The organism is Halobacterium sp. BOL4-2, assembly GCF_016917835.2.
In the GTDB taxonomy this organism is placed as follows: Archaea; Halobacteriota; Halobacteria; order Halobacteriales; family Halobacteriaceae; genus Halobacterium; species Halobacterium salinarum.
The window spans coordinates 1,499,004-1,519,598 of sequence record NZ_CP070332.2 but is presented as its reverse complement, the minus strand read 5'-3'; the positions used below and the strand labels follow the sequence as shown (position 1 = coordinate 1,519,598).

Below are 20,595 nucleotides of genomic sequence, written 5' to 3'. Positions count from 1 at the left end.
GCTCGCTGACCGACGCCGACGTTCTTTGCGCGCGATCTCCACCGCGCCAGCGGTGCCGCCGGCGTCGACCACGGCTGTGCCCGGTCGCGCTCCCGGAGGGGTGGTTACGCGTCGCCGTCGAGGTCGAGTTCGAACTGTTCGTTTTCGGCGGCCGCGTTGAGCACGACACTGGTGCTGCTTTCGTTGATGTCGGCGTCCGCCAGCAGCTCCTTGATGAGCGTGTTCATGTCGTCGGTGTCGGTGAACTTCCCGATGGCGAGGACGTCGTAGTCGCCGGTGATCTCGTAGACGGACACCATCTGCTTGTGGCCCCGCAGCGTCCCAGTGATTTCAGGGAGCGCGGTGCCGTCGACTTTCAACTGGAGGATGGCCGTCACGTCGTATCCGAGGCGTTCGTAGTCGACGACCGGCGTGTAGCCGTTGACAGCGCCCTCGTCTTCGAGGGTTTGGAGGTGATTCGAGACCGTGGTGACCGACACGTCGAGGTCGTCGGCGAGGCTCCGGAGGCTCGCGCGGCCGTCTCCGAGTAGCTCGTTGACCAGTTTCACGTCGAGGTTCTCGTAGGTCATGCGTCCGGCTACCGTCTCCACCGTATAGAAGTTTACGAACGTCCAATTCTGTCTCGCATCGCAATCACTTACACCGAGCGATACTCATTTATCCATGGAGGGAACAACACGTACCGTACATCGAAATGACGAACGGAGATTCTTCATCGAGCGCGCTCACCGACAACGAGCGGGCCGTACTGGACGACATCGAGGCGCAGGGCATTGATTTCCTCCGCCTCCAGTTCACCGACATCCTCGGCACAGTCAAAAACGTCTCCATTCCGGCCCACCAGGCCGAAAAGGCGTTCACCGAGGGGATCTACTTCGACGGCTCCTCGATCGAGGGGTTCGTGCGCATCCAGGAGTCGGACATGCGACTCGACCCCGACCCCGAGACGTTCGCCGTGCTCCCGTGGCGGTCGAACGGCGACGGCGGCAGCGCCCGCCTCATCTGTGACGTCGTTGACCGCGAGGGCAACGCCTTCGCCGGCGGTCCCCGGCAGGTCCTGAAGAACGTGCTCGCGCGCGCCGACGACATGGGGTACTCCGTCAGCATCGGCCCCGAGCCGGAGTTCTTCCTCTTCGAGAAGGACGACGACGGGAACGCGACCACGACCGCCCACGACCAGGGCGGCTACTTCGATCTCGCACCGAAGGACCTCGCGTCGGACATCCGCCGCGAGATCATCTTCACGCTCGAAGCGATGGGTTTCGAGATCGAAGCCAGCCACCACGAGGTCGCGCGCGGCCAACACGAGATCAACTTCAAGTACGACGACGCGCTCACCACCGCCGACAACATCGCGACGTTCCGCGCGGTCGTGCGCGCCGTCGCCGAACAACACGACGTGCACGCCACGTTCATGCCCAAGCCCATCGGCGAGATCAACGGCTCGGGCATGCACAGCCACATCTCGCTGTTCGACGAGGACGGCGAGAACGTCTTCGCCGACAACGACGACGAGTTCAACCTCTCGGAGACGGCCTACCACTTCATGGGCGGCGTGCTCGAACACGCCCCCGCGTTCACCGCCGTCACCAACCCCACGGTGAACTCCTACAAGCGCCTCGTCCCGGGCTACGAAGCGCCCGTCTACATCGCGTGGAGCGGCGTGAACCGGTCGGCGCTCATCCGCGTGCCCGACGCCGCTGGCGTCTCCGCGCGCTTCGAGATCCGGTCGCCGGACCCCTCGTGTAACCCCTACCTCGCGCTCGCCGCCGTCATCGCCGCCGGCCTCGACGGCATCGACACCGACGCCGATCCCGGCGACGCCGTCCGCGAGGACATCTACGAGTTCGACGAGGACAAACGCGACGCCTACGGCATCGACACGCTCCCGGGCCACCTCGGCGACGCGGTGACGGCCCTGGAATCCGACCCCGTGATGCAGGACGCGCTCGGCGAGCACGTCTGCGAGAAGTTCGCGGAAGCCAAACGCCACGAGTACGCCGAGTACAAGGCCTCCGTTTCGGAGTGGGAGACCGACCGCTACCTCGAGAAGTTCTGAGCCGCGGGTAGCCCGACGAACACCACGCCGGCGGCAGCGTGCGCGCCGAACACCGGTATCGCCCCGGCACCCACGCCGACCGACGCCGCGGCCACACCCCCGGCGGCGACCACTGCGCCCACGCCAGCCACCGGGCGGGCCGCGCGTCCGACTGCGCCACGCGCGGCTACGATCCGCCACCCCACCAGCCCGCCGGCCGCCCCGCCGAGCGCCGCCACGGCGTCGGTCGTCGGCCCGGCCACGGCGACCGCCCCCGCAGCCAGCATCACAGCCAGTCCGAACCCGTAGCCGACGCGCCGCCGCGTCACCGCCAGCACTCCGCCCACCACTGCGACGCCCACGCCCGCCCCAGCCACGACGTCCACGAGGTAATGGACGCCCAGCGCGAGCCGCGTTGCCGACACGACCACCACCATCGCCGCGCCGGCCGCGTACCGCTGTCGCCGCCCGCCGACATCGAGCAGCGCCGCCAGCCCGCCGTACAGCACGGCCGACCCGACGGCGTGCCCGCTCGGAAAGCCGGTTCCGTGGGCCGTCACATGGGCCACCGACGCGGGCGGCCGCGGCGCGGCGAACACGCCTTTCAGGAGCACGATGGCCGCCAGTCCGACGCCCACCATGGCCAGCAACCGCGCCCCGTCACGCCGCCCGAGCACGCCAGCGCGCGCGCCGAGCACGGCGGCCACTGGCGGTGCGCCCGCGACGACGTACCCACTACCGAGCGTTGTCAGCACCACGACCGCGCCGACCAGCGGGTCCGGCACGCTCCCCGCGATCGCGTCGGTGACGCCGACGCCCCGCCCCGTCACGGCCCCCGCCAGGACCGCACGCGGTCGACCAGCCGGCCCGGCGCGCCCAGCGCGCTCGCACCCACGCCAACCACGACCATCAGCGCGTACAGCCCCAGCGTTGAGAGCCACACCACGATCATCGCCAGGATCGCCCACCCCCCGGAGAGGGACGCGAACGCCCCCAGCGTCATCACGGTGCCGTACAACAACACCAGGTACGGCCCCCATCCCCGTGCTTTTCCGCGGCGCTGGCGGGCGCGCACGTACTGTTTCAGCTCGGCTTCAAGATCCGCTCGGCTGACGGTCTTGGCATCGAGGTCCTCGCGGAGCGCCTCGACCTCGGCTCCGAGGGCCGCTACGTCCGGCGCTTCCGAGGGCGGTGCTCGCGTCTCCTCGTCGCTCTCGTTGTCAGTTCGTCCCGACGGCACGGCGTTGAGTACCGCCCCAACTGTCATAACGATGCCGCCACGCTACAGGACCGCCGCCTCGACCTCCGCGAGCCCGCCGTCGGTCTTGAACGTTGTGCCGCCGAAATGCGTCCGAGACGCCCGCAAGCCCGCGTCCCGCAACTGATCGAGGAACTCCGCCATCCCCACCGCGGGCTCGCCCCACTGGCTGTACAGCCGGTGTTGGTCGTAGTGGGTCGGCTCGTGGAGTTCGCCCTCGATGGTCTGCAGCAGGTGGAACGCCTGCGAGGCCTCCCCCATCTCCCGGGTCAACTGCTCGCGCACGCTCGCCGCGAACGCCTCCTCGTGGGCCGGCCCGAGCCACAGCGGCCCGGCGGTCAACACCTGGTGGCCGCCACACCGAGGACACTCCGCCCGCGGGGCGGCCACGAGGCCGTACTCGTGGTCGCGGGACAGACACTGCTGGCAGTGATACACGTGCCCGACCTGCTCGACCGCCGCGTTCGCGTCGGTCGCCCGGTGATCCAGTTCGAGGTACGTCCGCACGTAGTGGTCGCTGACGTGGCTCAGGATCGGCGTCACGCCGACGTCATACCGGGCCGCCGTCCGCGCCAACGCCCCCAGCAGGATCCGCAGCCCCATCTCCGCGTGGTAGTTCGTGTTCCGGGGGGTCGCCGAATACTTCCGCACGCCGGACTCGAAATGCGCGCCACACAGCGGCGCGGTGTCCGTCGCGGTCACACACACGAGGTTGCGCGCGTTCGCGAACGCCGCGTCCGCGAACGGCATCGGCGACCCGAACGGGTCGATGTCAACCACGTCGAGCACGCGGTCGTGGTCGTGCAGCAGGCTGTTGGCGTCCCGCGCGACGACCTCGCCGTCCAGGCCGTTGCGCGCCAGGTTCGATGTCGCCAACTCGACGGCGTCGGCGTCGACGTCCGCCATCGTCACGTCCCAGCCCGCGTCCGCCGCCCGCACGCCGCGGATGCCGCTGGCGGTCATCGCGTCCAAATACGACGCCGCCCGCGGCTCACGTTCCCGGAACGCCGCCAGCGTCGCCACGGTCAGATCCCGGTTCAACTCCTGGGTCGCGTTGAAGAACACGTCGTCGGCGGCACCCTCACCGCCGCCCGACGCGGTCGGCACCGAAACCGTCACACCCCCCTCAGATACGTCCATACGCTCCGTCGGCGGCCACACGGCAAAAACGACCCGGACTCGCCACCCGCGCAACCGAACTGCTAAACCGCCCGCCCCCTAAGCACAGCACGTGCCCGACGACGGAGGCCCCAACAGCACCGGCTGGCAGGAGACCCTCGCCGAGACGGGGGCCCTCACCCCCGAGATCACGCGTCGCATCCTCGACGCGCACGGCGACCGCGGCCGCCGCGCCATCGAAGCCGCCAGCGAAGGCCGCGTCAAACAGTACACCGACTTCACGGTCGTCGTCGGTCACGGCGACGAGTACATCATCGAAGGCGGTGCCTGCAACTGCCAGGACGCCCGGTACAACCTCGGCCCCGACGAATCCTGTTGGCACGCCCTCGCCGCCGCCATCGCCGCCCGCGTCGGCGCCGTCGACCACCACGACATGTTCTACAGCGACGTCCGCGAGTTCGTCTGAGCCGCCGCGCTTGCGCTCGGCCGCCGGCAGTCGGGCCGCCAGAGACGGCGGCCGCGTCGCCGAGGCGCGTCGAGGACGCGGCGTCGGCTACTGGTCGGCGCAGTAGTCGACGAAGTTCCGGAGGATGCGCAGCCCGGTTGCCCCGGACTTCTCGGGGTGGAACTGCGTCCCGAAGACGTTGCCGGCGTCGTTGGCGACGACCGCGGGGAACCGCTCGCCGTAGTCGGTCTCCGCGACGACGTGACCGGGGTCGTCCGGCGCGGCGTAGTAGGAGTGCACGAAGTAGGCGTACTCGCCGTCGACGCCCCCGACGAGCGGGTGGTCGCGAGTGACAGCGAGCTCGTTCCAGCCCATATGCGGGACTTTCACCGTGCCGGTGAACCGGACGTTCCTGCCCGGAATGAGGTCCAGCCCCCTGGCGTCGCCTTGGCCCTCGTGGTCGGCCTCCTCGCTCGAAGACAACAGCATCTGCATCCCCAGACAGATGCCGAACAGGGGCCGCCCCTCGCCGGCCGCGTCGGTGAGTGCGTCCCGGAACGGCCCGGCGTTCTCCATGCCGTCGCCGAACGCGCCGACCCCCGGCAACACGATGCCGTCGGCGTCGTCCAACACGCCCGGGTCCTCGACGATCGAAACGTCGGCGTTCGCGCGCTCCAACCCCCGCGTGACACTCCGCAGGTTCCCCAGGCCGTAGTCCACGACCACGATCGACGCCCCACGCTGCCCGGTGCCCGTCGTATCCATGGCCGTCCGTTCGCCACCGACGCCAAAGGCCTTTTTCGTCTCCACCGGTGCCCCGCCGCAACGCACGCGCAAACGCCCGCTGTGGTCCGTCTCCGCGAATAGAATGAAAAATCCTTTTTGATTCAATAATCGAACTGTAACCCGTACACCAATGGACCGACGCAACTTCCTCAAAACCGCGGGCGCAGCCGGAACCATCGGGATCAGCGGCCTCTCGGGCTGCCTGGGAGTCCTCGGTGGCGGCGGCGGCGAAGACGCCGATGTCCGGTTCGTGCTGACGCCGGCCGAATCCGACGTGAACGTCAAAGAACAGTACGCCGGCGTCTTCGACTACCTCGAATCCGAGACCGGCGCGTCGATCGAACCCAAGGTGGCCGCCGACCACCAGGCCGTACTGCAGGCCCTGGAGAACGACCAGGCCGACATCGCCGACGCCTCGCCGACGCTCGCGGTCGTCGGCGACAACGCCGGCGTCACCGACGTCGTCGGCATCCGCGTTGCGTACGGCGCATCGCGGTACTTCTCGACGATCACCACCCAGCCCGACAGCCCCATCGACTCGCTGTCGGATCTCGCGGACGAAACGGTTGTCTTCGGCGCCCGCCTCTCCACGTCCGGCTCCCTGTTCCCGCTGAAGATGCTCGCCGATGCCGGCCTCGACGTCGGCGACGCTCCCGAGGGCGAGGTCACCGGCTTCACCGGGAAGTGGTCCAACGACCACAACACCGCCATCGAGCAGCTGCTCGAACGCGACGAGTACATGGCCGCCGGCACCGGCGCGTTCGTCTCCCTCCCACACGTCCCGCAGTCACAGCTCCCCGAGCAGGTCATGAACATCTCCTCGGACGCCGACACCGCCGGCACCGAGGACCCCGAGCTCCAGTTGCTGGCTGCCTCCGATCCGATCCCGCGCGCCCCGCTGCTCTCGCGGCGCAGCTGGGAGGGCAGCGTGCGCTCCGACGTGCAGACGGCGCTGCTCGACGCCACGGAGTCCGACCTCAAGGGCAGCAACGCCAGCGACGAACTCTGGTTCACCGGCGTCGCGGAGGCCACCATCGACGACTACGAGCCGGTCCGGAACGTCAAGAACACGCTCGGCCTCGAGTTTGGGAACTAGCCGGCCAGCAGCCGTGATTCCGAGTTGTTTTAGGCATCGAATCACTCCCTTCGACGCACCCACCGCCGGCAACGGCACCCAAGACAGATGAGCAACATAACGGTCACCAACCTGCACAAATCGTACGGCGACGTCGACGCCCTCGAGGACGTTTCCTTCGAGATCCTCGACGGCGAGTTCGTCGTCATCCTCGGCGAGTCCGGAGCGGGGAAGTCGACGCTCCTCCGGTGTCTCAACGGCCTCACAGAACCCACCACCGGCTCCGTGAAGATCGACGGTGAGCCGGTCAACGGCCCGCGCGACGACGTCGGGATGATCTTCCAACAGCACAACATCATCGAAGAAATGACGGCGTACACGAACGCCCTCTCGGGGTCGCTCAACCGCACCTCGCTGGTGCGCAGCCTCTTCCAGTGGAACGACCGCGAGGAGAAACTCGACGCGCTCCGCGCGCTCGACACCGTCGGCCTGCTCGACGACGCCGAACAGCGCGCCGGCCGCATGAGCGGCGGCCAGCAACAACGCGTCGGCATCTCGCGCGCGCTCGTGCAGGACCCGAACCTGCTGCTCGCCGACGAACCCGTTGCCAGCCTCGACCCGGCGAGCGCCGAATCAGTCATGGGGTACATCAAGGACGCCGCCGACCAGCACGACCTCACGACGCTCGCGAGCCTCCACCAGGTGAATCTGGCCCGCGAGTTCGGCCAGCGATTCATCGGCATGAAAGACGGCCGCGTCATCTTCGACGGCTACCGCGACGACCTCACGTTCGACGTCATCGACGACATCTACGGCAACATCCAGACCGACGCCATCCGCACCGGCGACGACGAGGACGACGCCAACGCTGACGTGGCCCCCACGACCAGCAGCGACGGCGGGACCGACGCCGCCGGCGGCCCCGACCAACAACCCGCATCCGACCCACATCTGTCATGAGCACGAAACCGAACGAGGGGCTGTTGGCCCGCTTTGGCTTCGGTGTCGACCCGGACGACAAATACGAAGCGCAACTCTACCGGATCAAGCGCAACCGAACGAAAAACCGCATCATCTGGGCGCTCGCCCTGATCGCCTTTCTCGTGCTGTTCGAGGTTGCGCTGGAACTGGTCAACTTCTCGCTGCTCGAAATCTCGGCGTACTGGTCGCAGTTCGTCGGGTCGCTTCGGGACTTCTTCCCGCTGACATCGCTGTTCGGCGTGGTGCCGTTCGTCGACGTGGGCCAGTATTACTCGTTTTTGGCGGCCCACGAAAACCCCTCGATTCCGCTTGCGGCGGTTGAGACGCTCGGCATCGCGTTCGCCGGCACGGTGCTCGGCGCGCCGCTGGCGCTGACGTTCGGCGTGCTCGGCAGCGAGCGCGTCACGCCGTTCCCGCTCAACTTCCTGTTCCGTGGCGTGATGAGCTCGATCCGGTCGATCCCCGCGCTCGTGTGGGCGCTCATCTTCATCCCGCTTGGCGGTCTCAGCCCGTTCACGGCGACGCTGGCCATCGGCACGGACACCATCGGGAACCTCGGGCGGCTGTTCACGGACGCCCTCGAAGAAGTCGAGGACGGCCCCATCGAGGGCGTCGAGTCGACCGGCGCGTCACGGCCCCAGGTCATCCTCTTCGGGATGCTCTCACAGATGGTGCGGCCGTTCATCGCGTGGTCGATGTACATCCTCGAAATCAACGTGCGGGTGGCGGTCACCATGGGCCTCATCAACGCCGGTGGGATCGGCGAGATCCTGATGTTGCAGCGCCAGACCCGCAGCTGGCACAACATGATGGCCACCATCATCGTCATCTTCGTGCTGGTGGTGTCAGTCGAAATGCTCAGCCAGCGCATCCGCTCCCGCATCCGGGGCAACGAGAGCACGAGCGTCCTCCGGCTGTTCGTGCGGACGATCAAGCAGTTCCCGTCGAAAACCCGGGAGGCGCTCACGTAACGGTCAGTAGTCGCCGAGCCGGGCCTGCCCGCCGTCCGCGCCCGCCATCGTCGCGGCCTGCTCGATTGTCTCCCGGAACGCCGGCCGCTGGCTCGCGTCGTAGAGGGTTGCAGCCGGATGCAGACACACCACCACATCCCGGGTGGTGCCGCCCAGCGACACCCGTTCGACGCTGCCCGCCTCGCCGGTGACGGCGACCGACCGTTCGAGGACGTGCTCGCTGGGGACTTTGCCGAGCGTCACGATCACCGCGGGGTCGACGCTGTCGACTTCGGCCACGAGATGTGACCGACAGTTCGCGAGCTCCTCGCTGTGCGGGTCGCGGTTGTCCGGCGGCCGACACCGGACGCAGTTCGTGATGCGGACGTCTTCACGGGCGAGCCCGGCGGCCGCGAGCTCGTCGTCCAGAACGTCGCCGCTGCGCCCGACGAACGGCACGCCGGTGTCGTCCTCGGTTGCGCCCGGCGCCTCCCCGATGAACAACACGTCGGCGTCGCTGGGGCCGTCGCCGTTCACGACCTGACTGCGTGACTCCACGAGCGCGTCACACCGCGTGCAACACGCCGTCACAGCCGCCCCGTCCATGGTGTCGTCCCGTTGGCTGGGCTCGTCCATGCCCTGACCTGACGGGCCCGCGCCGTGTTAAGCGTAGTCGTCGCCGGCCCGTGCCGCCAGCCGCGCAACCCGCAGGGGTTCGGGACGGCCGCCCGCGGGCGTGAACGCGCGCACCACAGCAGCGGCCCGATCGCAGCCGACGCTGCGCACGAACACGCGGTGGTCGTTCACCGTGACCGGCGTGCGCTCCGGCAGCGACCCGTAGATCGCCAGCCGGGCGTCGCGCTCTCGCCCCGTGAACTCGCGGTTGATCGGCTCGTCCAGCCCGGGGCTCTCCTCGAAGGACACCGCGAGCACCGGACGGTCGACGCGGTCGTGGACGGCCCGCACGTCGATGACGTTGAACCACGCGGGCGCGATCCCCGCGAGCAGCACGTACTGGACGTCCTCGCGGTTGAGGCGCTCGTAACACCGACTCACGGCGGCGGTGCTGTCCAGTCCGCCGACCGTGCACGCCGAAAACGAGACGCCGTCGACGACCCGAGAGGCGCGCACCACCGCCCCTCCGACCGTCGCGTGACCGCCGTCACCGCGATTTGAGACCGCAACCCCGAGCGCGCGCGTGCCGCGCTTCACGAGGACTGGTCTTTGATCTCCTGCAATCGATCCAGCAGCTCGTCGTTCGACGCGCCGATCTCGTAATCTACGCCGCCGTCGTGCTCGTGTTCGGCCGTGTCCATTTCGTCCGCGGCAGCGACGTCCTCGGAGTCGATGGACTGGGTGTCTTGCTCGGACTCGTCGTAGCTCCCGAAGCCCATAAGCGAGTGAGTGTAGGCGACTGCGCCACTAAAATTTCTCGCCGGGTTTAGGTGCGAACCACCCGTGTGGGCGTGTATGTCCGTCCGAGTCGTCACCAGCGGTGCGGCGTCGTTCACCTGCAACGCCTTCCTGGTCGTCGGGGACACCACCACGCTCGTCGACGCGGGCGCGTACGACGGCGTCGCCGACGAGATCCGCGCGCACGTCGACGCCCTCGATCAGGTCGTGATCACCCACCAGCACACGGATCACGTCCAGCAGCTGGACGCCGTCGTCGACGCCTTCGAGGGCCCCGACGTGTACGCCTACGCCGACCACCCGCTGCGCACCCACGCTCTCGCCGACGGCGACACCGTCCAGGTCGGTGACCAGGCCGCCGACGTGGTGTTCACGCCCGGCCACGCCCCCGACCACGTCTCGCTGGTCACCGAGACGGCGCTGTTCGCCGGGGACGTCGTGGTTCACGACGACGGCGCTTTCGACGACGGCAGCTTCGGCCGCACCGACATGCCGGGGCAGTCGCGGGAGCGCCTCATCGGCAGCCTCCGGGAGTTGCTGGCCCGCATGCCCGACTCGGTCTCGGAGCTCTACGCCGGGCACGGCGGCGTCTTCGAAGGCGACGTTCGGGCGGTCGCCGAGCGCGCGCTCGACCGCGCCCAGCGCCGCGACCCGAAGTATCCGGACGACCAGTAGTGCGCGGGCTTGCCACACCACGACAACGCTTATTTTCGCGGCGTCGAACCGTCGAGTATGCCCGGCCGTCCGTTCATCTCCGGCGAGCGCGTCGACCTCTGCCCGGTCAGCGAGGACGACGTCGATTTCCTCCACGACACGATCAACGACCCCGCCGTCTGGCCCCCGGTGGGCGCTCGCACGCCCGTCACCGAGCGCGAGGAACGCGAGTGGTACGAGGAGCAGGCCAGCGCGGACAACGGCACGGTCAACTTCGTCGTCGCCGTCGACGGCGCTCCGATCGGCAGTCTCGGCGTGCACGGCGTCGACGACACGAACGGGAGCGCCGAGCTCGGCGTCTTCCTCGCCGAGGACCACTGGGGCGAGGGGTACGGCACCGAGGCGGGTCGGCTCGCCACCACGTACGCCTTCGATCAGCACCGACGCCACCGCGTTTTCGCCCGCGTCTTCGAGGACAACCAGGCCTCGATGCGCGTCCGGGAGCGCCTCGGGTTCGAACGCGAAGGCACCCACCGCGACGCGATGTTCCTGCACGGCGAGTACCTCGACGTGCACTGCTACGGCGTCCTCGAATCCGAGTGGCGCGACCAGTGACGCCACCCGAGCTCGTGCCCGCCGTCGTCGCCGTCGTCACCGACGACGAGGGACGTGTGTGTCTCGTCCAGGACACGAAACGCGACCGGTGGCTGCTCCCCATGGGACGCGTCGAACCCGGTGAATCGGTCACGGACGCCGTCCGCCGGGAGGTCCGCGAGGAAGCGGGGCTGGTCGTTGCCCCTGACGTTGAACTCACCGGCGTCTACACCGACCCGGCCACGCAACTGTTCGACACCCCGGACGGCCCCATGCAGTATCTCGCACACGTCTTCCGCTGTGCGTGGGTCGACGGCGACCCCGAACCGGACGGCGACGAGACGACTGCCGTCGACTTCTTCGAGCCCGGCGAGTACCCCACCGACCTCCACCCCAGCGACGACTGGATCGCACACGCCCGCCACGGCGACGGCGTCGAAGTCACCTGACCCACTGCCGTCAGCGACACAGCCGCCGCTGTCGGCCGTGAGCGTGCTGCAGAAGACCGCCGGTCAGTTACGCGGAGCGACGCTCGGAGGCCTTCGTGCGGAGGTTCTTGTACCCGCACTTCCGGCAGCTCTCGGCGTCCGTCGGGTTCCGTGCGTTACACCGCATGCAGACCTGCTTGTTCAGCAGTCGGTCCTCAATGGTCTCGCTCATGCACCCGGGTTCGGCGCCACCGCGTTTAAGCGGTTCGGAACGCCGGTCAGTCTTCGCCGGCGTCGAGGTACGCCTGCTGGACGGCCACCACCTCACTGGAGTCCTCGCAGTCGGCGTACCGCCGGAGCGGCTCCTCGTTCAATTCGAGGAACGTATGCCCCCACGTGAACTTCGACAGCAGTTCCTCGGCGCGCTCCCAGCGCCCCAGAATGGCGAGCGCGCCGGCGAACGCCTCCACGGTGTTCAACTGGAACGGCTGCCCGTAGTTGACCGGGTTCGCAGCCACCAGGAACGGCAGCGCGCGGTGCTCGCCGTCGATCTCGAACATCGCACGGCCAGCCGTCTCCCACGAGCAGTCCAGTGCGACCAGCATGTCTGTGTCGTCGGCCGGCGACAGCGCCCGCTCGGCGTGCGGGTTCAACACCACGCCGGCCGGCGTCTCGCGGCCGGTCCGATGCAGCGCCGCCAGATCGAAGCGCGCGAGCTTCCGCGCCGTACACTTCTCGGGGTCGTCGTCGCCCTCGTACCGGACGTGTAACTCCACGGTGTCATCATGCCGTTCGGCGGTCGCCGGCAAAAGCCACTCGCCCTGTGGTTTCTTCACCGCGCGCGCCAACCACCACGCCATGGACGCCACCGACCCCGTCCAGACGTACTACGACGCCATCGACGACGGCGACTACGACGCACTGCGTGGCGTGCTCGCCGATGATTTCACCCAGGAGCGCCCGGACATGACACACGACTCCCCGGACGCGTTCGTCTCGTTCATGCGCGACGACCGCCCCCGAGTGGACACCCGCCACGTCCTCGACGGCGTCTACGCCGGCCCAGCCCGCGGTGTCGCCGCCCGCGGCCGCCTCGTCGCGCCCGAGGGACCGATGTTCGCGTTCGTCGATGTCTTCGAGCTGACCGCCGCCGGGCGCGTCAGCCGCCTCCGATCGTACGTCGACTGACTGCCGCCCGCGGGCGCTCGCGGCTCACTGCGTTCCGTTCCGCAGCCCGCGGCGTTCGCTGCGTTCACGCCTCGCGGTCGCCGTCGCCCAGCGCGGACTCGCCGACCTTCCGGGAGCCCTCGATGCGCGTCTGGCCGTTCATGTACGGCTGCAGCGCCTCCGGTACCGTTACCGTGCCGTCGTCGTTCTGGTAGTACTCCAGGATCGCCACCAGCACGCGGGGCACCGCCACCCCCGATCCGTTCAGGGTGTGCAGATGCTCGGCGGACTCGTGGCGCTCGGGCCGGTACTGGATGTCGGCCCGCCGCGCCTGGAAGTCCTTGAAGTTCGACACCGACGACACCTCCAGCCACCGGCCCCCCATTTCGGGGCCGTCGTCCATGTCGTCGCCGGGTGCCCACACCTCGATGTCGTACTTTTTGGCCTGCGTGAACCCCATGTCACCGGTGCACATCTCCAGGACGCGGTACGGCAGATCGAGCCGCCGCAACACCGCCTCCGCCTCGTCCAGCAGGCCGTGGAACCGCTCGGCGGAGTCCTCCGGGCGCACGAAGTTCACGAGCTCGACCTTGTTGAACTGGTGGACGCGCACGATCCCCCGGGTCTCCGTGCCGTGCTCGCCGGCCTCCCGGCGGAAGTTCGGCGAGTACGCCTGGTGTTTCACCGGGAGGTCGTCGTCCAGCAGGATCTCGTCCCGGTACATGTTCGTCACCGGGACCTCCGCGGTCGGCAGCAGCCAGAGATCGTCGTCGTCGTAGTCCGCGTCGTTCTCGCCGCCGATGCGGTAGGCGTCCTCGACGAACTTCGGGAACTGCCCGGTGCCCTCCATCGACCGCGCCGACACCGGCATCGGTGGGAACACGTCCTCGTAACCCTGTTCGCGGTGCACGTCGAGCATGAACTGCACGAGGGCGTGTTCCAGGCGCGCGCCCGCCCCCTTCGAGAAGTAGAACCCGCCGCCGGAGACCTTCGCGCCGCGCTCGAAATCCAGGATGTCCAACTCCTCGCCGAGGTCGTAATGTGGCACCACCGACTCGGGCAGATCGCGGCGGTCGTCGAACCCCTCGCGGCGGCGCTCGACGTTCTCGGCCTCGCTGTCGCCGACCGGCGCGTCCTCGTCGGGCACCATCGGCAGCGTCAACAGCAGGCGTTCGAGCTCCGCCTCCAGGTCGTCGGCGCGCGCCTCGACGTCCGCCAACTCGTCTTTGAGCGCCTGCGAGCGCTCGATGGCCGCCTGGGCGGCGTCCTCGTCGCCGGCCTGCTTGAGCTCGCCGATCTTCGAGGACACCTCGTTGCGGTCGTGGCGGAGCTCGTCGCCCCGCGCTTTCAGTTCGCGCCACTCCTCGTCAACCTCCAGGATCCGGTCGAGGTCCGCGTCCACGCCCTTCGCATCGAGGGCGTCCCGCACTTTCTCGGGGTGCTCGCGGACGAATTGTCGGGACAGCATTTGCGTCCGGGTTCGCCGGGCCGCGGCAAGAACGTATCGCATCCCTGTGATGCAGTCACGCCGGGCGGTGTCGCTGCCACGCCAACGCTTTTCCCGGCTGCCGTTCCCCGTTCGTGTATGAGCGCAGGCGACGTCTTCGACGTGTCCGGCTGTCCCGGCATCTCGTTCGTCGACACTGGCATGTACGACACCGCCGAGTACGGTTCGGTCTACGTCATCGACGCCGACCGGCCCGCCGTCGTCGACACCGGCACCGGCACGAACTACGAGCGCATCCTCGACGCCCTCGAAGAGCACGGCATCCAGCCCGCAGACCTCCAGGCCGTCCTGCTGACCCACGTCCACCTCGACCACGCGGGCGGCGCTGGCCTGCTCGCCGAGGCGTGCCCGAACGCCGACGTGTACGTCCACGAACTCGGCGCGCGCCACGTCGTCGACCCCGAGCGGCTCGTCGAGGGCACCAAACAGGCGGTCGGCGACCAGTGGCAGTATTACGTCGAGCCGACGCCCGTCCCCGAAGACCGGGTCGTGGAGCTCACCGACGGCGACACCGTCGACCTCGGGAGCCGCACGCTCACCGCACACCACGCCCCCGGACACACACCCCACCAGGTGGTGTTCGAGGATCACTCCTGTGATGCGGTGCTCACCGCCGACGCCGCCGGCATCTGGGTCCGCGCCCAGGACCGCGTGCGCGAGACCAGCCCGCCGACGGATTTCGACCTCGAACAGTGCATCGACGACGTCGAGATGATCCGCCGCCTGGACCCCGAGACGCTGCTGTACGCGCACTTCGGCCCGGGGCCTGCGGACACCGACGCCGTCCTCAAAGAGTACGAGCACGTGCTCCGAGACTGGGTTGCGGCGGTCAAACGCGAGGTCATCGAGCGCCACAGCGAGGCGGCCGCCATCGACCACTTCGCCGCCACGACGACCGTCGAGGACGTCTGGGGCGAGCACAAGGCCCGCGCGGAAACCAAAATGAACGTTCGTGGCGTTCTCCGGTATCTTAACACCCGGGCCTGAGAGTAGCCGACATGGACCCCCGCGACGCCGAACGCGAGTACGACGACCACGTCATCGCACGCCAGACACTTTCACGCACGTTCGAGGACGCCGCCGAACGCCACGCCGACAGCCCCGCCCAGGCGTACAAGGGCGGCGTCTACGACCGCAGCCTGGCCCCCGAGGTGGTCGACCCCGCGCCCGACGGCGGCGTCGAAACGCTCAGCTACGACGCCCTCCGCGACATCGTTCGCACGCTCGCCGCCGGCTTCCGGGACCTCGGCGTCACGGCCGGCGACCGCGTCGGCGTCTTCGCGCACACCCGCATGGAGTGGGCGCAATGCGACCTCGCCGTGCTCGCCGCCGGCGGCGCGGTTACCACCGTCTACGCCAGCTCCAGCCCGGCGCAGATCGCCCACCTCCTCGGCGACAGCGGCGCCGTCGGCGTCGTCGTCGAGAACGACACCCTCCGCCAGCGCGTCCGCGAGGTCGAATCCGACCTCGACGACCTCGAGTTCGTCGCCACGATGGACACCCCCAGCGACGACACGCGCCCGCTGTCAGCGGTCTACGACCGCGGCCGCGACGCCTTCGACCCGGACGCCTACCAGGGCTGGATCGACGACCGCGATCCCGACGACCTGGCGAGCCTCATCTACACCTCCGGCACCACGGGAACGCCCAAGGGCGTCGCCCTCACACACCGGAACTTCCACGCGAACCTCAACCAGTCCCGGCGGCGATTCGGACCCCGGCCCGACCGCGGCGACGCCCCCGCGGTCACCAGCGACAGCCGCCACCTCTCGTTTCTCCCGCTCGCACACGTGCTTGAGCGGCTCTCGGGGCATTTCCTGCCGCTGGCGTCGGGCGCGCAGGTCTGCTACGCCGAATCCCCGGACACGCTCCGGGAGGATTTCGGCCTCTTCGAACCCACCAGCGCCACCAGCGTCCCCCGCGTCTACGAGAAGCTCTACGACACCATCCGCGAGCAGGCCGCCGACTCCCCGGTCTCCGAGCGCGTCTTCGAGTGGGCGACCCGCGTCGGCCGCGCCGCCCACACCACCGACGACCCCGGGATCGGGCTGCGCGCCGCACACGCCCTCGCGGACACGCTCGTGTTCTCGGACATCCGGGACGCCCTTGGGGGGGAGATCGAGTTTTTCATCTCCGGCGGTGGCTCGCTGTCCCCGGAGCTGTGTGCGCTGTTCCACGGCATGGGGCTGCCAATCCTCGAAGGCTACGGCCTCACCGAGACCAGTCCGGTGCTCGCGGTCAACCCCTACGAGGACCCCATCGTCGGCACCATCGGCCCGCCGGTCACGGACACCGAGCTGACCGTCGACGAGACCATCGCCAGCCCCGAGCAACGCCAGCGCTGTGACGGCGCCGCCGGCGAGCTGCTCGCGCGCGGCCCACAAGTGTTCGACGGCTACTGGGGGCTGCCGGATGCCACCGACGCCGCGTTCGTCACCCGTGAGGGCAAAGAGTGGTTCCGCACCGGCGACGTGGTCGAACTCCGCCCCGACGGCTACGTGCGGTTCCTCGAACGCGCCAAGCAACTGCTGACCCTCTCGACGGGCAAGAACGTCGCCCCCGGCCCCATCGAGGACGCGTTCGCCGCCAGCCCGCTGGTCGCACAGGCCATGGTCGTCGGGGACGGCCAGAAGTTCGTCTCCGCGATCCTGGTTCCGAACTTCGACGCGGTCTCCGAGTGGGCCGCCAGCCAGGAGATCGCGCTCCCCGACGACCGCGACGCGATCTGCCGCGACGAGCGCGTCCGCGCGCGCATCCAGTCGGCGGTCGACGACGTCAACACCGGCTTCGAGCCCTACGAGCGGATCAAGCAGTTCCGCCTCGTGGCGACCGAGTTCACGGAAGCGAACGACCTCCTCACACCCACCATGAAGAAGAAACGCCACCACATCCGTGACCGGTTCGCGGACGCGGTCGGCGACGTCTACGACGACTCCGAATTCAGCACCTAACACACCGCCGACGCTGTCGTTTCGGCCGATACCCATGGTGATTTATGCTCGCGCGACAACGAGCAAGACGTGATACGACTGGAGGCTGCGCAATGAGCTCCGGAATCATTCCCGTCGTTGCGACAATCATCGCACTCGGCGTTCTCTCTCAGGTCGTCGCCGACAAGCTCCAAGTCCCCAGCGTTCTGTTCCTCATCCTGGCCGGCATCGTCGTCGGCCCCGAAGTCCTCGGCGTCGTGACGCTGTCGTCGTTCGGCGGCATCGACACGCTGGCCGGGATCGTCGGGCTCTCGGTGGCCGTCATCGTCTTCGAGGGGGCGTTCCACCTCAAACTGGAGAAGCTTCGCGAAGCCCCCGGCGCGTGGCTCCGGCTGGTGACCGTCGGCGCAGCCATCGCGCTGTTCGGCACGGCCATCGTCGTGCGCGTTCTGCTCGGGACCGGCTGGGATGTCGCGTTCCTCATCGGCAGCCTGCTCGTCGCCACCGGCCCCACGGTCATCACGCCCATCCTGAGCGTGGTGCCGGTCCGCGACCGCGTCGGCGCCGCCCTCGAAACCGAGGGCGTGGTCAACGACGTGACCGCCGCCATCCTCGCCATCGTCGTGTTTCGCGTCGTCGAGAACCCCCAGCGCTCCGTCGACGTGGTGCTCCAGGACTTCGTGACGCGACTCGGCACCGGCGTCCTCGTCGGGCTGGTCGTCGCCGCCGTTGTCTGGTATATCCTCCGCCGGATCGATCTCTCGAAGGGCAACGCGCCACAGAACGCGCGCCTGGTCGTACTCGCCGGCGCGCTCGTCGCGTACGGGGCAGCGGACACCCTCTACAGCGAAGCCGGGATCGCCGCCGTCGCCACCGCGGGCGTCCTCCTGGGGAACGCCGACCTCCCCTACGAGAAGGAGATCGAGGCGTTCAAAGGCGACGTCACGCTCGTCGTGTTGTCGTTCGTCTTCATCGGGCTGGCGGCGCTGCTGTCCTTCCAGACGCTGCTCGATCTCGGCGTCGCGGGGCTTGCGGTCGCGGTCCTGGTGGCGCTGGTCATCCGCCCGCTTGCGGTGTTCGCGTCCACCGCCCGCTCGCGGTACACGTCCGCCGAGCGCGTGTTCATGAGCGCCGTCGGGCCGCGCGGCATCATCCCCGCGTCGGTCGCGACCCTGTTCGCCGTCGAACTCCAGGGCTACGGCATGCCCCAGGCCGCAAACGTCCTCGTCGGCACGGTGTTTCTCACGATCCTGCTGACGGTCGTCTTCGAGGGCGGTTTCGCCAGACACATCGCCCAGGCGCTCGACGTGATTCCCATGCGAGTCATCATCGTCGGCGGCGGCACCGTGGGTCGCGCGCTCGCCGAACGCCTCGAAGACCGCGGGGAGAACGTGGTGCTGGTCGAAGACGACCCCGAAGCCGTCGAGCGCGCCCGCAACGAAGGGTACACCGTTCACAGCGGCGACGGCTCCGACACCGACGAACTCCGGGCGGCCGGCGCCGAGAACGCCAAGATCCTGACCGCGGCCACCGGCGACGACGACGTCAACCTCCTGGTCGCACAGCTCGCGGACTCCAAGTTCGACATCGACACCATCATCGCCCGCGCGAACAACCCGGACAACATCGACGCCTTCGAGGACCTCGGCGTGAGCACGGTCTCGTCGTCGCTGGCGACCGCCTGGGGCATCGACAACATCATCGAGCGCCCCGCGCTCTCGAACTGGATGACCGAAATCGGCCGCAGCGGCGACGTCCAAGAGGTCGAAGTCACCTCCGAGGAGCTCGTCGGGCTGACGATCGCCGACCTCGACGACGACCTCCCCGGGGGCGTCATCATCGCGCTCGCCGGCCGCGACGGCGACAACCAGGTTCCCAACCCCGAGTTCACCATCCAGCACGGCGACCACCTCACGTTCCTCGGCCGCAAGGAGGCGGTTCGTGACGCCCTCAACTGGTGTCACCCCGACGACGGGTAGTCGCGCCCGCTCACTCCTGGACGTGCCAGGTGAACAGGCTCTCGAAGACGTAGTTCACGAGCATCGCCACCGCGATCGCGCCGCCTTTCACGGCGATCAGCCAGCAGTCAACCCCGAAGACGGTGGCGTCGACGGTGACCCCGTAGAACACACCGACGAACAGCGCGTACTGCAGCGTCGACCCGCCCGCCCGCACGACGTGTGACCGCACCAGCCGCCGCCCCACGGAGCCGCCGCCCGCGTCCGCGAACGTCCACCGGTCGTTCACCGCGAACATCACGAGGATCGCCGCTTCGATGCTGGCGACGTTCGCGGCGGCCGCCCACACGCCCGCAGCCTCGGTCAACACCAGCAGCGTCGTCACGTCGACGACCGCGCCGACGGCACCCACGGAGACGAACTTCCCGAACCGGGCGCGCGACGCCAGCGCGCTGATCCGTGCCGGCACCGCCGCCCGGATGCGGTCGCGGCGCTCACTCATGGCTGCCCGGTCGGTCGATCAGCGCACGATCATCGCTGCCACGCGCCGCCAGCGCCGCGTGCAGGCGGCTGTCGCCGAGGCGCTTGGCGCGGTGGCGCGCCCGCACCAGCGCCCCGAGCAGCCCCACCGGCGCGCGCACCGTCGACACCGTCGATCCGGGCTGGTCCTCCCACGTGATGGGGACCTCCGCAACCCGACAGCCCAGCGCGCCCCCGACCGCGACCAGTTCCACGTCCCAGGCGAACCCCGCCTCGTAGAGGTGCTCGCGGACGCGCTCCCAGGCCGCGGCGGTGAGCGCTTTGGCCCCACACTGGTAGTCGTGGAGGTCCACCGCCAGCAGGGTGCCCGCGAGCCACGCGAACCCGTCGCCGAGCAGTCGCCGGACGACCGTCTGGTGGCTCTCGACGGTGGCGTCCGGATGCCGCCGCGACCCCACTGCGAGGTCCGCGTCCCCGTCGGTCACTCGGGCGACGACCTCGGCCAGCGAGCCCGCGGGCGTCGCGCCGTCGGCGTCCGCGAACGCCACCACGTCGGTGTCGAGCGCTTCGAACCCCGCGGTGATGGCCGCGCCCTTCCCGCGGCGGCCGGCGCTCTCGGCGACCGTCACCCCGGCGTCCCGAATGCGGTCGGCGACCCCGGGGCCGGCGGCGTCCAGTTCAACGCGGAGTGCGGCGGGGTCGAACGTCTCTCGGAGGGCGTCGAGGTACGCCGTGAGGCGGTCGATGTCGGGATCGTAGGCCGGGACGACGATGCCGACGGAGGTCATTACCCGGACGAACACGGGACGGTG

At 69.0% G+C, this 20,595-nt stretch carries 25 protein-coding genes; 12 read left to right on the top strand and 13 right to left on the bottom strand.

Annotated features, from left to right (window positions below; all coding sequences use genetic code 11):
* Nucleotides 1–104: 104 nt before the first annotated feature.
* On the bottom strand, nt 105–569 hold the full coding sequence (gene lrp / locus JRZ79_RS21390; RefSeq protein ID WP_010903541.1) for an HTH-type transcriptional regulator Lrp: 465 nt from the start codon (nt 567–569) through the stop codon (nt 105–107).
* 125 nt (nt 570–694) lie between these two features.
* On the opposite strand from lrp, the gene glnA reads away from it, so the two are divergent.
* On the top strand, nt 695–2,059 hold the full coding sequence (glnA, locus tag JRZ79_RS21385) for a type I glutamate--ammonia ligase (protein WP_205251098.1): 1,365 nt from the start codon (nt 695–697) through the stop codon (nt 2,057–2,059).
* Here glnA and JRZ79_RS21380 read toward each other — a convergent pair.
* Genes JRZ79_RS21380 through JRZ79_RS21370 form a run of 3 tightly spaced genes read right to left on the bottom strand, consistent with a single transcriptional unit; the run spans nt 2,041 to nt 4,436 of the window.
* On the bottom strand, nt 2,041–2,868 hold the full coding sequence (locus JRZ79_RS21380; protein ID WP_205252165.1) for a phosphatase PAP2 family protein: 828 nt from the start codon (nt 2,866–2,868) through the stop codon (nt 2,041–2,043). The two genes, glnA and JRZ79_RS21380, sit on opposite strands and share 19 nt — an antisense overlap.
* Entirely contained in the window at nt 2,865–3,305 is a 441-nt protein-coding gene (locus JRZ79_RS21375) for a ribonuclease BN (protein ID WP_205251096.1), read from the bottom strand. Before JRZ79_RS21375 ends, JRZ79_RS21380 begins: the two co-directional genes overlap by 4 nt.
* 15 nt (nt 3,306–3,320) lie before the next feature.
* Nucleotides 3,321–4,436 (bottom strand): tRNA (guanine(26)-N(2))-dimethyltransferase, encoded by a 1,116-nt coding sequence (locus JRZ79_RS21370; protein ID WP_205251095.1) that lies wholly within the window; start codon nt 4,434–4,436, stop codon nt 3,321–3,323.
* A 91-nt stretch (nt 4,437–4,527) separates the two neighbouring features.
* Between JRZ79_RS21370 and JRZ79_RS21365 the strand changes: the two genes are divergently transcribed.
* Nucleotides 4,528–4,881, top strand: coding sequence for a hypothetical protein (locus JRZ79_RS21365; RefSeq protein WP_012289430.1), 354 nt, complete (start codon nt 4,528–4,530; stop codon nt 4,879–4,881).
* Nucleotides 4,882–4,968: 87 nt separating this feature from the next.
* Here the strand turns inward: JRZ79_RS21365 and hisH are convergent, their stop codons facing one another.
* Nucleotides 4,969–5,625, bottom strand: coding sequence for an imidazole glycerol phosphate synthase subunit HisH (gene hisH / locus JRZ79_RS21360; RefSeq protein WP_205252164.1), 657 nt, complete (start codon nt 5,623–5,625; stop codon nt 4,969–4,971).
* Between the two features lie 151 nt (nt 5,626–5,776).
* On the opposite strand from hisH, the gene JRZ79_RS21355 reads away from it, so the two are divergent.
* From JRZ79_RS21355 to phnE, 3 genes are all read left to right on the top strand, one after another.
* A complete protein-coding gene (locus JRZ79_RS21355) occupies nt 5,777–6,742 on the top strand; it encodes a phosphate/phosphite/phosphonate ABC transporter substrate-binding protein (RefSeq protein WP_205252163.1) in 966 nt (321 codons plus the stop codon).
* Between the two features lie 87 nt (nt 6,743–6,829).
* Complete coding sequence (locus JRZ79_RS21350; protein ID WP_205251092.1) at nt 6,830–7,681, top strand: phosphonate ABC transporter ATP-binding protein; 852 nt, start codon at nt 6,830–6,832, stop codon at nt 7,679–7,681.
* Nucleotides 7,678–8,673 (top strand): phosphonate ABC transporter, permease protein PhnE, encoded by a 996-nt coding sequence (gene phnE, locus JRZ79_RS21345; protein ID WP_205251091.1) that lies wholly within the window; start codon nt 7,678–7,680, stop codon nt 8,671–8,673. Before JRZ79_RS21350 ends, phnE begins: the two co-directional genes overlap by 4 nt.
* Before the next feature lie 3 nt (nt 8,674–8,676).
* Here phnE and JRZ79_RS21340 read toward each other — a convergent pair whose 3' ends face one another.
* From JRZ79_RS21340 to JRZ79_RS21330, 3 genes are read right to left on the bottom strand one after another with little or no spacing between them, the layout of a single operon-like run.
* Nucleotides 8,677–9,288, bottom strand: coding sequence for a uracil-DNA glycosylase (locus JRZ79_RS21340; RefSeq protein WP_010903532.1), 612 nt, complete (start codon nt 9,286–9,288; stop codon nt 8,677–8,679).
* A 27-nt stretch (nt 9,289–9,315) separates the two neighbouring features.
* Complete coding sequence (locus JRZ79_RS21335; protein ID WP_205252162.1) at nt 9,316–9,864, bottom strand: DUF99 family protein; 549 nt, start codon at nt 9,862–9,864, stop codon at nt 9,316–9,318.
* Nucleotides 9,861–10,046, bottom strand: a complete 186-nt coding sequence (locus tag JRZ79_RS21330; protein ID WP_010903530.1) for a DUF5786 family protein — start codon at nt 10,044–10,046, stop codon at nt 9,861–9,863. The genes JRZ79_RS21335 and JRZ79_RS21330 overlap by 4 nt, the downstream gene beginning before the upstream one ends.
* A 76-nt stretch (nt 10,047–10,122) precedes the next feature.
* On the opposite strand from JRZ79_RS21330, the gene JRZ79_RS21325 reads away from it, so the two are divergent.
* From JRZ79_RS21325 to JRZ79_RS21315, 3 genes are read left to right on the top strand one after another with little or no spacing between them, the layout of a single operon-like run.
* On the top strand, nt 10,123–10,740 hold the full coding sequence (locus JRZ79_RS21325; RefSeq protein ID WP_205252161.1) for an MBL fold metallo-hydrolase: 618 nt from the start codon (nt 10,123–10,125) through the stop codon (nt 10,738–10,740).
* Nucleotides 10,741–10,797: 57 nt separating this feature from the next.
* A complete protein-coding gene (locus JRZ79_RS21320; protein ID WP_205252160.1) occupies nt 10,798–11,334 on the top strand; it encodes a GNAT family protein in 537 nt (178 codons plus the stop codon).
* Nucleotides 11,331–11,762 carry an NUDIX domain-containing protein gene (locus tag JRZ79_RS21315; RefSeq protein ID WP_205251087.1) on the top strand — a complete coding sequence of 144 codons (432 nt, stop codon included), beginning with the start codon at nt 11,331–11,333 and terminating at the stop codon, nt 11,760–11,762. The genes JRZ79_RS21320 and JRZ79_RS21315 overlap by 4 nt, the downstream gene beginning before the upstream one ends.
* 67 nt (nt 11,763–11,829) lie before the next feature.
* Here JRZ79_RS21315 and JRZ79_RS21310 read toward each other — a convergent pair whose 3' ends face one another.
* Nucleotides 11,830–11,973 carry a 50S ribosomal protein L40e gene (locus JRZ79_RS21310; protein WP_010903526.1) on the bottom strand — a complete coding sequence of 48 codons (144 nt, stop codon included), beginning with the start codon at nt 11,971–11,973 and terminating at the stop codon, nt 11,830–11,832.
* Nucleotides 11,974–12,019: 46 nt separating this feature from the next.
* A complete protein-coding gene (locus JRZ79_RS21305) occupies nt 12,020–12,517 on the bottom strand; it encodes a DUF367 family protein (RefSeq protein ID WP_012289427.1) in 498 nt (165 codons plus the stop codon).
* 82 nt (nt 12,518–12,599) lie between these two features.
* On the opposite strand from JRZ79_RS21305, the gene JRZ79_RS21300 reads away from it, so the two are divergent.
* Complete coding sequence (locus tag JRZ79_RS21300) at nt 12,600–12,929, top strand: nuclear transport factor 2 family protein (RefSeq protein WP_010903524.1); 330 nt, start codon at nt 12,600–12,602, stop codon at nt 12,927–12,929.
* A 64-nt stretch (nt 12,930–12,993) separates the two neighbouring features.
* On the opposite strand, the gene serS is transcribed toward JRZ79_RS21300, so the two are convergent.
* The gene (gene serS, locus JRZ79_RS21295; RefSeq protein ID WP_205251085.1) at nt 12,994–14,376 is read right to left on the bottom strand and encodes a serine--tRNA ligase; all 1,383 of its coding nucleotides are present in this window, start codon (nt 14,374–14,376) and stop codon (nt 12,994–12,996) included.
* Nucleotides 14,377–14,493: 117 nt separating this feature from the next.
* Between serS and JRZ79_RS21290 the strand changes: the two genes are divergently transcribed.
* From JRZ79_RS21290 to JRZ79_RS21280, 3 genes are all read left to right on the top strand, one after another.
* A complete protein-coding gene (locus tag JRZ79_RS21290; RefSeq protein ID WP_205252159.1) occupies nt 14,494–15,402 on the top strand; it encodes an MBL fold metallo-hydrolase in 909 nt (302 codons plus the stop codon).
* An 11-nt stretch (nt 15,403–15,413) separates the two neighbouring features.
* Nucleotides 15,414–17,366 carry a long-chain fatty acid--CoA ligase gene (locus tag JRZ79_RS21285; protein ID WP_205251084.1) on the top strand — a complete coding sequence of 651 codons (1,953 nt, stop codon included), beginning with the start codon at nt 15,414–15,416 and terminating at the stop codon, nt 17,364–17,366.
* Between the two features lie 92 nt (nt 17,367–17,458).
* Nucleotides 17,459–19,324 carry a cation:proton antiporter gene (locus JRZ79_RS21280; protein WP_205251083.1) on the top strand — a complete coding sequence of 622 codons (1,866 nt, stop codon included), beginning with the start codon at nt 17,459–17,461 and terminating at the stop codon, nt 19,322–19,324.
* A gap of 10 nt (nt 19,325–19,334) precedes the next feature.
* Here the strand turns inward: JRZ79_RS21280 and JRZ79_RS21275 are convergent, their stop codons facing one another.
* Nucleotides 19,335–19,805, bottom strand: a complete 471-nt coding sequence (locus JRZ79_RS21275) for a GtrA family protein (RefSeq protein WP_205252158.1) — start codon at nt 19,803–19,805, stop codon at nt 19,335–19,337.
* Nucleotides 19,798–20,571 carry a glycosyltransferase gene (locus JRZ79_RS21270; protein ID WP_205251082.1) on the bottom strand — a complete coding sequence of 258 codons (774 nt, stop codon included), beginning with the start codon at nt 20,569–20,571 and terminating at the stop codon, nt 19,798–19,800. The genes JRZ79_RS21275 and JRZ79_RS21270 overlap by 8 nt, the downstream gene beginning before the upstream one ends.
* Between the last annotated feature and the right edge of the window lie 24 nt (nt 20,572–20,595).